Origin of the sequence: Enterococcus sulfureus ATCC 49903, from assembly GCF_000407605.1 — a bacterium.
GTDB lineage: Bacteria > Bacillota > Bacilli > Lactobacillales > Enterococcaceae > Enterococcus_G > Enterococcus_G sulfureus.
Genome location: NZ_ASWO01000001.1, coordinates 105,553 through 119,761 on the forward strand (window position 1 = coordinate 105,553; position 14,209 = coordinate 119,761).

The 14,209-nt window shown below is 37.6% G+C and carries 13 protein-coding genes; 2 read left to right on the forward strand and 11 right to left on the reverse strand.

What is annotated here, in order from left to right; all coding sequences use genetic code 11:
* The 5 genes from I573_RS00520 to I573_RS00540 are packed head-to-tail and all read right to left on the reverse strand — an operon-like array spanning position 1 to position 3,402.
* Positions 1-363, reverse strand: coding sequence for a DUF1634 domain-containing protein (locus I573_RS00520; RefSeq protein ID WP_016184598.1), 363 nt, complete (start codon positions 361-363; stop codon positions 1-3).
* The gene (locus I573_RS00525) at positions 363-1,199 is read right to left on the reverse strand and encodes a sulfite exporter TauE/SafE family protein (RefSeq protein WP_016184599.1); all 837 of its coding nucleotides are present in this window, start codon (positions 1,197-1,199) and stop codon (positions 363-365) included. Before I573_RS00525 ends, I573_RS00520 begins: the two co-directional genes overlap by 1 nt.
* Complete coding sequence (locus tag I573_RS00530; RefSeq protein WP_016184600.1) at positions 1,196-1,738, reverse strand: GNAT family N-acetyltransferase; 543 nt, start codon at positions 1,736-1,738, stop codon at positions 1,196-1,198. Before I573_RS00530 ends, I573_RS00525 begins: the two co-directional genes overlap by 4 nt.
* Positions 1,739-2,650: a diacylglycerol/lipid kinase family protein gene (locus tag I573_RS00535; RefSeq protein WP_016184601.1), complete on the reverse strand. Its 912-nt coding sequence runs from the start codon at positions 2,648-2,650 to the stop codon at positions 1,739-1,741.
* Between the two features lie 32 nt (positions 2,651-2,682).
* On the reverse strand, positions 2,683-3,402 hold the full coding sequence (locus I573_RS00540) for a GntR family transcriptional regulator (RefSeq protein WP_016184602.1): 720 nt from the start codon (positions 3,400-3,402) through the stop codon (positions 2,683-2,685).
* Positions 3,403-3,550: 148 nt separating this feature from the next.
* Here I573_RS00540 and I573_RS00545 point away from each other — a divergent pair, with 148 nt between their 5' ends.
* Both I573_RS00545 and I573_RS00550 read left to right on the forward strand, forming a co-directional pair.
* On the forward strand, positions 3,551-4,447 hold the full coding sequence (locus tag I573_RS00545; RefSeq protein WP_016184603.1) for an ABC transporter ATP-binding protein: 897 nt from the start codon (positions 3,551-3,553) through the stop codon (positions 4,445-4,447).
* Entirely contained in the window at positions 4,440-5,699 is a 1,260-nt protein-coding gene (locus I573_RS00550) for an ABC transporter permease (RefSeq protein ID WP_016184604.1), read from the forward strand. Before I573_RS00545 ends, I573_RS00550 begins: the two co-directional genes overlap by 8 nt.
* A gap of 43 nt (positions 5,700-5,742) precedes the next feature.
* Here I573_RS00550 and celB read toward each other — a convergent pair whose 3' ends face one another.
* The 6 genes from celB to I573_RS00580 all read right to left on the reverse strand — a co-directional run bounded on the left by celB (position 5,743) and on the right by I573_RS00580 (position 14,125).
* Positions 5,743-7,011: a PTS cellobiose transporter subunit IIC gene (gene celB / locus I573_RS00555; RefSeq protein WP_016184605.1), complete on the reverse strand. Its 1,269-nt coding sequence runs from the start codon at positions 7,009-7,011 to the stop codon at positions 5,743-5,745.
* A 21-nt stretch (positions 7,012-7,032) separates the two neighbouring features.
* Positions 7,033-8,454: a glycoside hydrolase family 1 protein gene (locus I573_RS00560; RefSeq protein WP_016184606.1), complete on the reverse strand. Its 1,422-nt coding sequence runs from the start codon at positions 8,452-8,454 to the stop codon at positions 7,033-7,035.
* 82 nt (positions 8,455-8,536) lie between these two features.
* Positions 8,537-8,983, reverse strand: coding sequence for a GNAT family N-acetyltransferase (locus I573_RS00565; protein WP_016184607.1), 447 nt, complete (start codon positions 8,981-8,983; stop codon positions 8,537-8,539).
* Between the two features lie 55 nt (positions 8,984-9,038).
* Complete coding sequence (locus I573_RS00570) at positions 9,039-9,857, reverse strand: M15 family metallopeptidase (protein WP_016184608.1); 819 nt, start codon at positions 9,855-9,857, stop codon at positions 9,039-9,041.
* Positions 9,820-11,703 carry a glycoside hydrolase family 13 protein gene (locus I573_RS00575; protein ID WP_016184609.1) on the reverse strand — a complete coding sequence of 628 codons (1,884 nt, stop codon included), beginning with the start codon at positions 11,701-11,703 and terminating at the stop codon, positions 9,820-9,822. Before I573_RS00575 ends, I573_RS00570 begins: the two co-directional genes overlap by 38 nt.
* Positions 11,684-14,125 carry a glycogen/starch/alpha-glucan phosphorylase gene (locus I573_RS00580; RefSeq protein ID WP_016184610.1) on the reverse strand — a complete coding sequence of 814 codons (2,442 nt, stop codon included), beginning with the start codon at positions 14,123-14,125 and terminating at the stop codon, positions 11,684-11,686. Before I573_RS00580 ends, I573_RS00575 begins: the two co-directional genes overlap by 20 nt.
* Positions 14,126-14,209 lie beyond the last annotated feature (84 nt).

Genomic DNA, 14,209 nt, shown 5'->3' on the forward strand with positions numbered 1-14,209 from the left:
TTATCCTTCTATCCCAAATACCATACTGATGATTAGAATCAAGAATACTAAAATCGTAATACCTGTATAAATAAGATCACGTTGTTTGACAAATAAAAAAATCGAAACCAGTACGCGCAACACAGGCGTCAGAATTAATAAAAACAATCCTACTAATAAATAGGTATCTGGAATCAAATGTGTCAGCCCATAGATCGTTTTTGACCATGAAAATAAATCAGTCGCTACAAACACTTGATTTGTATCTTGTAACGTCAAGAACAGTCCGATAACTAAAAAACCAGCGGACACATAAGTTCCTGTAGCTAAAATACGGCCAATCAATACTTCGATTTGCTGAATCTCTTGTTCGTTTGACTTCATTATATACCTCCAAATCCTTTGATCACCATTTGAATACCCAAATAAAGTAAAATTGGAACAAAGATAAAGCGAATCGTCTTGGTTTTTAATTTTTGCATGATCCGCGTACCAATCGTAGATCCGATCAACACACCAATAGCTAAAGGCGCCGCAATAGTTGGCTGAATCGATCCATTGAAAAAATAAATCGTCGCACTTGCAGCAGCCGTAACCCCCATCATAAGATTGCTCGTCGCGCTAGATGGTTTTAACGGCATTTTCATGATCGTATCCATGGCCAATACTTTGAACGCACCGCTTCCGATTCCTAAAAGACCACTTGCGATCCCAGCGCCAAACATCATTGAAAATCCTCCCGTTAGATTGGTCAATTGATAAGAAATCGTCTTTTTTTCTTGTTTATCGTAATAAGAACCATTTAATTGCAACCGAGTAACGAGCGGAGATACTGGGCCTTGATAACGTACCTCTTTGCTACGACCGATTAATTTTTTTACCATATTATAAGCAGAAAATAATAGCAGTGAACCAAAAAAAATATACAGTACGTCAGGAGCAAATATTCCCGTCAACAATGCTCCTACGATTGCACCAAGAGTCGTGGCGATTTCTAAAAACATGGCGACACGTAGGTTCAATAAATCGTCTTTCAAATAGGCGATACTCGCACCAGAACTAGTTGCGATTACAGAAATAACACTTGCACCGATTGCATACTTGATATCGATCCCTAGCGCTAAGGTCAAAAAAGGGGTGACGATAATTCCGCCACCTAGTCCTAAAATTGCACCTAAAATTCCTGCAGCAATTCCACTTGCTAAAAATAATCCAATCATTTTGATTCTCCTCCAGATCCAAAGGGACAAAAATCAGCGGGCCTTTCAGATGTGAGCAATTGCTTTTGCATCCATGTAATGTCCCACCATTGATCAAATTTATAGCCTACTTGTTGAAACTGTCCGACTACATGATATCCCATTTTTTCATGAAACGAAATACTAGAACAATTAGCTGACGTAATGCAAGCGAGCACTTGGTGTACTTGTTGTGTGCGTAATGCGTGCTCAAGTTCTTCATACAGTGCACGTCCGATTTTTTTTCCAATGGCTTCAGGCGCTAGATAGACACTGACTTCTGCACTCCAGTCATAAGCAGCTCGCGCTTTGTATGTGCTCGCATAGGCATATCCTACGACGCGGTCCTGTTCACAAGCAACGATATAAGGATAACGTGCTGTTATTTCGTGCACCCGTTTAGAAAATTCGCTTAGTGTTGGTATTTCATATTCAAATGTTGTCGCAGTTTCGCGCACGTAATGACTATAGATCGCTAAGATCGCGGGTATATCTTGCTGCGTTACGACCCGAATATCCATTTATTTTTCCACCTTTTGATCTTCAGGGCCACAAAATACTTGTAAATGCTGTGGATAAATCTCTAATGTAACAGGTAGAGCTGGACCAGGATCTCCATCGACATTGGTCTCTAAGTGTGTCGCAGTTGTTAGTTCAATCGTTCCTTTTTTAAAGGTATGGTAGCCCACATTTTCACTTGATGTTTCAACCCCTTGATACAATTCAGGGATACTTTTGATTACATCTAGCATCGATTGATCTTTTAAATAAAGCAAATGAAATTGACCATCATCGACTTGCGCTTTCGGCAATAATTGCTCGAATCCACCAATCGAATTGGTTAAGCCAATCAAAATCAAACTACTTGTCGTCTCGACTTCCGTTTGATCAAATTTTAATAAGAAATCATAAGATTCATTTTTAATCAATTGTTTTAATCCTGAAAAAATATAGGCGAATTTTCCTAGTTTCGTTTTTGATTCGGGATCGACATCATTGATCGATTCTGGAATCGTCCCGATCGCCACTACATCCATAAAGTAGCGGTCATTGATTTTTCCAATATCTAAAGGTTTGATTTGATCAAATGAAATACATTCAATAGCTTCTTTAGGATCTAAAGGTAGATTTAATGCTCGTCCTAGATCATTGACTGTTCCTAATGGAAAGAAACCAAATAATGGCCGGACTTCATGTTCAGCTAGTCCGTTGATCACTTCATCTACCGTGCCATCTCCACCCATTGCAAATACAGCATCGTAACCAATTCGGGCTGCTTCATCTGCAAAGCGAGTCGCATCATCTTCTTTTTCAGTATACTGAATGTCTACTCGATCAAACATTGACCGTAATTTCTCTTCGGCTAACGCAGCATATTCTTTTGCTTGTTCTTGACCTGAACTAGGGTTGATAATTAATCGTACTCTTTTCATCTTATAAAACTTCCTTTCTTCGCATCTCTTTATTACGCGTCCACACTACTCATCGAATAGCCTCTTACGTCGAAACGATTACGGCTTTTTGAATATTCTAGTGGTCGACCATCTTTTAAATAAACGACTTGTTCTACTTCTAAAACTGGATCTTCCACTGCACAAGACAAATACTCTTGATCATACGTATCCGAACGATCCGCTTGGATACTGCGATATGCTCCACCAAATTGCAGACCAAGTTCTCCTTTTACGTAATCGTAAATCGAATGCAGTAAAATTTCTGTAGTTAATCCAGGTACGAGATCGCATGGCATATACGTATGTTCAATCAAATACGGTACCCCTTCTAAAATCCGTAACCGAATCAATTTATAAACAGGTTGCTGTGCTTGGATCATCAGGCGTTGCTGAACTTCCGCACTTGGAAACATGACTTCAAAACAAATCACTTTACTGGTTAAAGTTTTATGTTTTGCTGCCATCTGCTTACTTAACCCATCATATTCACCAACTGGAGAGGTATCTTTGTTCCAGAACGATCGATTCAAAACTTTCGTTCCAGCTCCTCGTCTAGCATACACACGCCCTTCCATCATTAGAAGATCAATTGCTTTTTTTATTGTCATACGACTTGCATCAAATTCTGTTACCAACTCTGTTTGGTTTGGTAGCAACGTATCTTCGGCATAGACTCCTGAATCGATACGCTCTCTTAAGATATTGGCGATTTCTTCATATTTGGGTTTCAAAAAAACCACCTCCTTTACCATTTTACTCGATATCAAATTGTTAGACAATTTTTACCTAGCTTAATTTTCAAATCGTCTTGACAGTTGCGGGACTATCTACTAGGCTTAAAGGGAATTAGGAGTAAAAATACGAATAAAAGGAGTCTCTATGTTAGAAGTACATGAGTTGGTAAAAACATTTGGAACACTTACAGCAGTTGATCGCCTTTCGTTACAGATTCAAGATGGTCAGATCTTAGGATTGATTGGGCAAAATGGAGCCGGAAAAACAACTACGTTTCGCTTGATTCTCGACTTTTTAAATCAGGATAGTGGGACTGTAAAATGGAATGGCCACGAATTGACCGACAAAGACTATAATACTATCGGCTATCTTCCTGAAGAACGTGGGTTATATCCCAAATTATCGATCCAAGATCAATTACTCTACTTTGCTGCATTACGAGGAAAATCAAAAAAAGAGATCGAACCTAAGATCGATGCTTGGATGGAAAAATTTCAAGTCAAAGGCAAGAAAACAGACAAAGTTAAATCGCTTTCTAAAGGGAATCAACAAAAAGTACAACTGATCGCTACATTGATCCATGAACCAAAATTAGTGATTTTAGACGAACCATTTAGTGGACTTGATCCTGTCAATGCTGAATTGTTGAAAAATGGAATCCTCGAACTAAAAGAACAAGGTTCTTGTGTGATCTTTTCAAGCCATAACATGGAAAACGTCGAACAGATTTGCGATCACTTGATCATGCTACGAAATGGCCAAACTGTTTTAAATGGTAGTGTACAGGAAATTCGTGAATCTTTTGGTCGTACAAAGCTATTTTTAGAAGCGCCTGTTACACGTACTGAATTAGAAACAATCCCAGGTCTACATATCGTAAAAGAAGACAATCATCGTTTTGAACTTACGCTCGATCATCCAGAAATTGGAAAAGAAGTCTTTGCTTTGGCAACCAAACAAGGCTACATTCCAATGTTCAATCAGCAACCTCCGACTTTAGAAGAAATTTTCAAACGAAAAGCAGGTGAACAACATGAATAAATTTTGGATCATTGCCTTAGATGTGTATAAAAAGAACGTCCGCTCGATCTCCTTTTTGATTATGTTACTCGCACCTTTTCTATTGATGGGAATCATCTATTTAGCCGGCTCACTTGCATCAAACTTTTCTAGTGATACAACGATTGGAATCGTCACCTCTGATCATACGGTGAGTCAAGCTTTGACAAAAAGCAAAGTAGCAGATCTCTCATTTAAGTCCTATGACTCTCAAAAAGCGGCACAAGACGCATTGAAAAACGAAAAAATTGATGGCTTTATGGAGCTAGATACCACCGATAATACCGTAGTCGCTACATTATATAATACGTCTTCGATTGGAAGCACAACAGAATTAGGTCTTCAACAGATGCTCTCTCAAATTCAAAGTACACTTCGAGCGCAATCGCTTGATATTTCTACTGAAGCGGCAGCTTCTTTATCTCAACCAGCTACTTTTTCAAAAACAAAAGTGTCCTTTAACGATCAAGGGAAAATGATTCAAGGCGAGGACAATTCTGCTGTTCAGTTGATATTAGTGATTGGGATCACCATTGTTCTATTTATTTTCATTACCAGCTATTCTTCCATTATTGCACAAGAAATCGCGTCAGAAAAAGGAACACGAATTATGGAAGTCATTTTATCTAGTACAAAAGCAAAAACCCATTTTTATGGAAAACTCACCGGTGTTATCCTTGTTGCACTAACACAAATCGTGGTCTATGTCGCAGCTTTTTCAATTGGATATACCCAATTGAAAAAATTAGATTTCGTGAAGTCTCTTTTAGAAAACTTTACCCTAGATAAATTATTTGGACCTGCTCTTTGGTTTACACTACTCTTCTTTATCTTTGGGATTTTGGTTTACGCGGTACTTGCAGCTTTATGTGGATCTTTAGTTTCCAAACCAGAAGATACTGCCAAAGCTGTTCAACCCATTTTATATATTGGGATGATTGGATATATTATCGGATTTACTTTTGGGACGAATGATCCACAAAATATTGTAATCAAAGTGACCTCTTTTATTCCTTTGATTTCTTCTTATGTGATGCCGATTCGATTGGCAACAAATACTGCTAGCCTAGCTCAAGCTAGTATCTCATTTTTATTATTAGTCTTATTTGGTATTGGTTTGACCTTATTTTCAGCAAATCTCTACAAATCAAATGTATTAGTATATAGTGAAAAAGGAATGTTTCAGTCATTAAAAGAATCTTTAACCATTTTAGCTAACGAAAAACGAAAATAAAATAAGGGTGTGTGACCGAAATTGGTCACACGCCCTTATTTTATTAAATCATACTGTCTTTTTCTTTATCTAACACCCGCAAGAACGGATACCAGATAAAGCCTACGATTACCATGTCCACCAATTGCAACAAACCACCTAAAACAGAATTTGTTGCAAGCATTCCACTAAAGAAGATCGGCACGGTCCAAGGTACGGAAACGCCGGTTGGTGCGGGAACGATCCCTGCTGCCATAACTAAATAATTCAATGTCGTCACCAAAATCGGTGCAATGACCCACGGAATCAAAATCGTCGCATTCAATACGATTGGCAATCCAAAAATAGCAGGCTCATTAACGTTGAAGATTCCTGGAGCCAAGCTTAGTCGTCCAATATCTTTATATTGTTTTTTCTTCATCACAAATGCCATAATCAAAACAACCGCCAACGTCATCCCTGAACCACCTAATCCAACTGTGAATGTTTCCATAAATGGTTTTGTAATAATATGCGGAAGTGTTTCACCCGCTTTATAAGCTTCTAAATTATCTAACATTAAAGTATTCCAAATTGGATCCATCACAGAATTGACAATAATTTGACCGTGTAATCCAAAGAACCATAAAAATTGGACAAAGAATAATGCAAGAAGTGTCGCTGGTAAACTACTACCTAAACCAACTAGAGGTTTTTGAATAATTTCATACACGACATCATGTAAGTTTGTATTTAAGACACCGGTTACAAATGCATTGATCAATAAAAAGATCGTTAAGGTCAATACAGCCGGAATCAATGCAGCAAAAGATTTTGATACTGCCGGTGGTACGCCATCAGGCATTTTGATTTGCCATCCTTTTTTAGTGATCCGACAATAGATCTCAGCGGCTAAAAAGGCAGCGATCATTCCGATGAACATTCCTTTTGCACCCAAACGATCGAGTGACAATACACCGGTTACTTCTACTCCATCAGCAGTCGTCATCATAAATGGTGTTAACAATAAGAAACTGGCAAACGAGACGGCTCCACCAAAGATTCCTTCCACATCATAAGATTTTGATAAATAATAGCCTATCCCAAATGTAACAAAAACAGACATAATACTCATTGTCGCATTTTGACCATTCCCAAACAAATTCCCTAGCGTTCCTTTTGTTGCATCACTAAAGAACGGGAGATTATTTAATACAACAACAATCGATCCAAACATAGTTAAGGGAAATGACAGCATGAAAGCATCGCGCAATACAGATAAATAACGGTTTTGACCTAATTTATTTGCAAAAGGTAAAATCTTTTCAGATAATCGATCCATAAAATTATTCACTATTTTCACATTCCTTATCGTTTAAAATTTGGTAGAAAAAGTTACATCCGATTGAGGCAAGCAGTTGTCTTTTGCGACTTGTTTAAACCAATAGCCAGAGCGTTTGATTGTTTTTATTTGTGTATGGATATTATTTGAAATCAATCCATAGCGATTTTTATAGGCGTTACTCCAAGACCAGCAGTCAATTGGCGTCCATAAATGATAGCCAAAGCAATTTGCACCTTCTTCGATCGCCTGATGAAGATAAGTCAAATGTTCCGTCATAAAGTCGATTCGATAACGATCGTTGACTACACCAGTTTCATCTTGATAGCGTTCTTCATTTGAAATCCCCATACCATTCTCAGAGACAAACCAAGCAATATTGCCATAGTGTTCTTTGATGGAAAGCGCAATATCATAAATTGCTTTTGGATAGATTTCCCATCCACGGTCGAGATTCATTCGTCTTCCTGGAAGTTCGTATTCATCGTAATAACGATCAGGAACCCATTCACCAACACTATTTGGCGAAATATCAGGCGCCTTTACACGATGAGGATGGTAATAGTTCACGCCTAAATAATCGATTGTATATTGTTTAATAATCGCTAATTCTTCTTTTGTACTTTCCCACAACACTTGATTTTCTTTCAATAACTCAACTAATTCTTCAGGAAATTCTCCTTTAATCGCAGGATCTAAAAACAAACGGTTGGTAAATAATTCTGCGATATGTGCTGCTTGTTGATCTTCAGCAGAATTTGTTGCTGGATAAGTTGGGGTTAAATTTAAAATAATACCGATTCGGCTATCACCAGATGTAGTCATTTCTTTAAATAATTGAATCACTTTCGCTGAAGCCAAATTCAAATTATACGCGACTTGCATCGCTTTTTTTCCATCAACTAGTTTGGGATAATGAAATTGATGAAGATATCCTCCTTCAACCACGACGATAGGCTCATTATGTGTAAACCAGTCCTTTACCCGATCGCCAAACAATTCAAAACAGCGTTTAGCAAATAATACAAATAATTCCACGACTTTTTTCGATTCCCACCCACCATATTTATGGTAAAGTTCAACAGGAATATCAAAATGATGCAAGTTCATGACAGGACGAATACCTTTTTGGATCATGGTATCAATCACTTCATTGTAAAAACGTACCGCATCCTGATTCACACTTCCTGTTTCAAAATCATCGATTAAACGCGACCATTGAATCGACGTGCGAAGACTATTAAATGACAACTCTTCCATCATCGATAAATCGCTTTCAAAACTATTGTAAAAATTAGACGCTACATCTGGTCCGATTTGATCATAAAATTCTTCTGGTGACTGCTCGAACCAATAATCAAATACATTAGCATGTTGTTTATTAAAACGACCTTCACTTTGTGGACCCGATGTTGCAGCGCCCCACCAAAAATTCTCTGGAAATTTTTTCACCATTTTTTCTCCCTACTTCCTCTTTAATTCCCCCTTATTATATATTCATTATTTTTAAATGTCTATACTTTTAATTAAAAAGTTTTTATATTTCTAATTTTAACACGACTTGATCGTATAGACGTAAGCCATTTTCAAAAATCGGAGCGTCATAATGCGTGATAAAATAATCCGATACAATCGCATCCATTCTAAAGCCCATTTTTTGGTAAAGGTACAATTGTTTTAAACTGGTACTTCCAGTTTTAATAACTAAGACTGTCACCTTTTGTTTTTTCGCATATTCAATCATATGCGCTAACAAACGTGTTGCGATATGGCGATTTTCAGCTCGTTCTAAAACTGCTAAATGTGTGATTTCAATTGTTTCTTGCTGTCTGATAAATAATAATGCACCTAGAAGTGTTTGTTTTTCGATATAGCAGAATACTTTTCCATTTTCTAATGCTTCTTTAATTGCTTTTTGACTTGGATCCGCTAAACTGAATAGCGCTAATAATTCATTCGATCGTTCTTCACATAATTGAATCATACTGTCCTCCTAAAAAAACCTCAGTCACAAAAATACATTGTGGCTGAGGTCATTATTATTGTTTTTGTTTTGCTACTTTCACTTGTTCTAAAAATTCTTCTAATGTCCATCCATGAGCGGTCATATATTGAGCATATTCCTTCCCAACATAACGCAAGTGCCAAGGTTCGTAATCAATTTTCGTAATTGCTTCTTTTCCTTCTGGATACCGAATAATAAAACCATACTCCGGTGCGTGTGAAGCTAACCATTTTCCGCCCTTAGTCTGACCATAATCAGAATGCAAGACTTCTGAAGGATAGGAGTTGTACCAATCTAAATCTACAATGTCCATCGCTAGCCCTGTATGATGCTCACTATGTCCAGGCTCTGTCATTGTCTTTTTAGCATCAGCCAACGCTTCTTCTTCGGTCATTCCATTGGCGATCCGTTGTTGTACACCAGCATTCAACACCTGTTGTTGATAGTCTACTGAACGATACGCTGAGATGATGACTAAAGGAAATTGCGCTTGTTGTGCTGCTTGTTCCAGTTGTTCATAATCTGATACAATCTGTTTGTTGACCAAGTAATTGCCGACTGTCGCTAAATCAGTTGTTTCATTGACTTCGGCTTTCAACACATGATCTGGACCAACTAAAGGCAAACGCCAATCATCAAGCGATACACTTGCTAAAAAACGCTCTTCTGGTGTTAAGTTGACTTCTTTTTTTGACATATTAGCCTTCTTTTCAGCCTGAACAACATTAGATTCTTTTGTTGGATGGACTAAAGAAATCCCTAATGCAATACCGCCGATAAGCGTGAGACTCGCAATACCGATCCCAATCTTTTTTTTATGCTTTGTGTTCTGCTTGTTCTTGTTTTCGTCCATAGTATACCTCAATTTTCTGATCTTCTTGCGTGATCGTCAAAAAAACAAATTCGCGCTTAGCTAACGGGCTACTGTGTGTTTGAAACGCCTGATAACAACTAGGTGGTATCGGATGTTCACGCACCCAATGGACATTTTCAAGTGTAGCTTGCGTCTGCTGATCTGTAAGATTCATCATAAAAATTGTATACTTATTTTGATAATGACGCAAGCATCCAAAAAGATCTTCCGTATAAAATAGATACGTTTCGCCTTTTTGCAACGCCTCATGTTCATTACGGTATTCAATAAGTTGCTTCATTTGGTAAAACAATTGATGGTCAATTGAATCCCAAGGATAAAACGCGCGATTATCTGGATCTGCTTGTCCTGAAACACCCGCTTCGTCCCCATAATACACACAAGGTGTACCCGGTAAAGCAAATAATAACGCATAGGCCAATCGAACATCAGCTGTTTGATTTCCTAGTTCAGTTAATAGGCGCTTTGTATCGTGTGTGCCTAGATTGTTTAACGATTGTTGCAAAAATTGATAGGGGTAATTTTCTAAAATCGTTTGAATTTTATAGACTACAGAAGGAATTTGATTGGTTTGTAGTAATTCTAAGATAGCATCTCTAAACGGGTAATTCATCACACCATTTAAATTTCCACCTTGTGTATAGCGACGACGCTTTTCATAAGCAATCTTATTCGATGCGTCTTCCCAAACTTCTCCAATCAAGACTCGGTCTTGATAGTGATCCAATACTTGACGAATCCCTTCAATAAACGTATCAGGTAATTCATCTGCAACATCTAAACGCCAACCATCGACACCCAGATCTGTCCAATAACGAATCACGCTATCGACCCCTTGATAAATAAAGTCTTGGAAACTTTTTTGTGTTTTATCGATTTGCGGTAGATCACTAATCCCCCACCATGATTTGTATTCAGTGGGATAATTGGTAAACGTAAACCAAGGATAATATTTACTTTGGCGACTACGACTTGCCCCAACCGATTCTCCATATCGTCCATCTTGATTGAAATAGCGGCTATTGCGTCCTACATGACTAAATACACCATCTAAAATCAAACGAATTCCTGCTTGATGCAAATGATCAAGTAAGGATAAAAAATCAGATTTAGACCCTAATAAAGGATCGATTTCAAAATAATCACTCGTGTCATAACGATGATTACTATTTGCTGTAAAAATCGGATTTAAATACACGACTTGAATACCTAGATCCACTAAATAAGGGATCTTCTCTTCGATTCCTTTTAGGGTACCTCCGTAAAAATCCCATCTCGTCACTTCACCTTTACCATTTTTGATATACATCGGACGATCCGTATGACTTCCATAAATAAAGATGTTCTCTCTTTCCGCCAATAACTGATGACGGGGAAGATGTGTGGCAAAACGATCTGGGAAAATTTGGTACGCTACACTGGTTTCAAACCATGGACGAATAGCTTCTGGAACAAAACACGTCAATTGAAATTCTTCGATTTGATGCGCTTGTTCAACAAATTTCCCTTCACCAGTTAACGATGTTTGCTTGATGTAATATCCGATTTTACGATGTCCTTCTTGTTGATAGGTAATTTGAAAATGATAAAAATACAATCCTTTATCAAGCTGGATCTTCGTCTCATACAAATTAGAGTCGACATCCCATTCCATCGTGACCGTCTGATCCGCTTCTTGATCACGGTGATAGACAAATGCTACGTGTTCGATTTGGCCATTTGGCACAGAAGCTTCTAAGCGAAAAGTAACCACTTGTGCTTGCTCAACTGCTCCAAAAGGTTGCTTATATTTAGCAGACCAAGGATTAAATACTATAGGAATCATGTGTTTCATCCTTTACTTGTTGTGGAGTCTTATTTGGTTTTATACGCCAAATATCCTCTGCATATTTTTTCACGGTATCGTCAGCTGAAAAACGACCGGCATTTGCAATATTGATCAAACTCATTTTCAACCATTTTTCTTGATCACTATAAAGATGTGCGACTTTTTCTTGTGCAGCGACATAATCTGCAAAATCACGTAATACAAAAAACTCATCATTATATTTTAGTAAAGAATCATAGATTTCAATACCTTCTTGCGAACTATTTGGAATCGTTCCATCGATCAATGCATCGATCACCTTACGCAGTTCTACTGATGACTCATAATACTCAAATGCTCGATAGTTGGCTTGTTCATAGTAGGCATATACTTCAGCTTCTGTTAAGCCGAAAATCACGATATTGTCATCTCCTACTGCATCACGAATCTCAATATTCGCTCCATCCAGTGTGGCTAAGGTAATCGCACCATTTAACATCAATTTCATATTACTTGTACCCGATGCCTCTTTTGAAGCCAATGAAATCTGTTCACTAACGTCAGCTGCAGGAATAATTTTTTCTGCTAAACTTACGCTATAATTTTCCAAAAAGACAATTTTTAATTGATCCTTGATACTTTCGTCATTATTGATCAAATTCGCTAATTCATTGATTACTTTAATAATCGCTTTGGCATAATGATAACTTGGGGCAGCTTTAGCACCAAAAATGAAGACACGAGGCTGAATTTTTTTCTTCGGATCTTCTTTTAAATCTAGATATAATTTGATAATGTGCAAAAGATTCAATAACTGACGCTTATAGGCATGCAATCGTTTGATTTGAACATCAAATATTGCGTGATCATTCACAATAACGCCTGTTTCTTTTTCAATAAATTTCGCTAAACGTGTTTTATTGACTTGTTTGGCTTTTGCTAACGCGTGCAATACTTTTTTATCGTCCTTATAGTTCATCAATAAATACAAATCAGAGGCTTCAAAACGCCAAGAAGTTCCAATCGTTTCGTCTAATAAGTGAGAAAGTGTTGGATTGGCTAACTGCATCCATCTTCTTTCTGCGATCCCGTTTGTCTTATTATTAAAACGAGAAGGATATAACCGATAAAAATCATGTAATACTACATTTTTTAATAAATCAGAATGTAATTTTGCTACTCCATTCGTACTATGACTACCAATAATAGCCAAATGCGCCATATGAACGATACCATTTGAGATAATTCTAGTCCGCTCGATGATTCCCCAATCGATCGTTCCTGTCATTTGTTCGACAAAACGGCGGTCGATCTCTTCAATAATTTGATAGATACGTGGTTGTACGCTTCTTAACATCTCCACAGGCCATTTTTCTAAAGCCTCTGCTAAGATCGTATGATTTGTATAACTCATGACTTTAATCGTCAAAGCCCAAGCTCTCTCCCAGTTCATCTGCTCCTCATCAACTAAGATACGCATAAATTCTGGCACACACATAGCAGGATGTGTATCATTAATATGGATCGCGACATATTCATCGATATTATTTAGATTGTATCCATTTGCTTTAAAATGGCGAATAATACTTTGCGTTCCGGCCGAAACGAAAAAGTACTCTTGCATCAAACGTAAACGACGCCCTGCTTCGTTTGAATCATCTGGATATAAGACAGAGGTTAAATCTTCAATTTCTCGACGCTGTTGGATACTACGGTAATTGATTTCTTCTTCCAAAGGAATTTCAGCATCCCATAAGCGTAATGTGTTGACAGTGCCATTTTGGTAGCCTACCATTCCTGTATCATAAGGAATCGCACGTACAACGGTTGGATTTTCATGGATTGGAACTAAGCTACCATCTTCAAGTTCTTTCAAATAAGCATGTCCATTAAATTTTACCGTTACTGCTTTACTATCACGACGTACTTCCCAAGTATTTCCACGAGACAACCACTCATTTGGTAACTCTACTTGATACCCATCAATAAATTTTTGTTTGAATAATCCATATTTGTAGCGGATTCCATTTCCATTCCCAGGAAGGCCTTCTGAGGCGATCGAATCCATAAAACAAGACGCCAATCGGCCTAATCCACCATTTCCTAAAGCCATGTCCGGTTCAATTTCTAAAATATCTTCTAAATCAATCCCTAAATCTTTTAAACTTGCTTCAACAGTATCTAGCCAGCCCATATTTAAAAGATTGCTTTTCATCATGCGACCAGGTAAAAATTCGATTGAAAAATAATATACTTGTTTTTCATGTGTTGTATTGTATGCTCTACGAGTTATTCCCCAATCTTTGGCATACGTTGCGCGAATCAAGGTTGCAAGAGTGGTATACAGATCATAAGGAGATGCCTCTTCAACAGACAAGGCATATTTTTCAGTTAACATATCCATAAATTTTTCTTTAAAGAGCTCTTTACTGATGGTCATCTTAATCATCCTCTACTTTTAGATTAAAGGAAGCTGGCGTACTTTTTTGTACCCCAGCTTTCCCCCTTATTTGTCCAACTATAT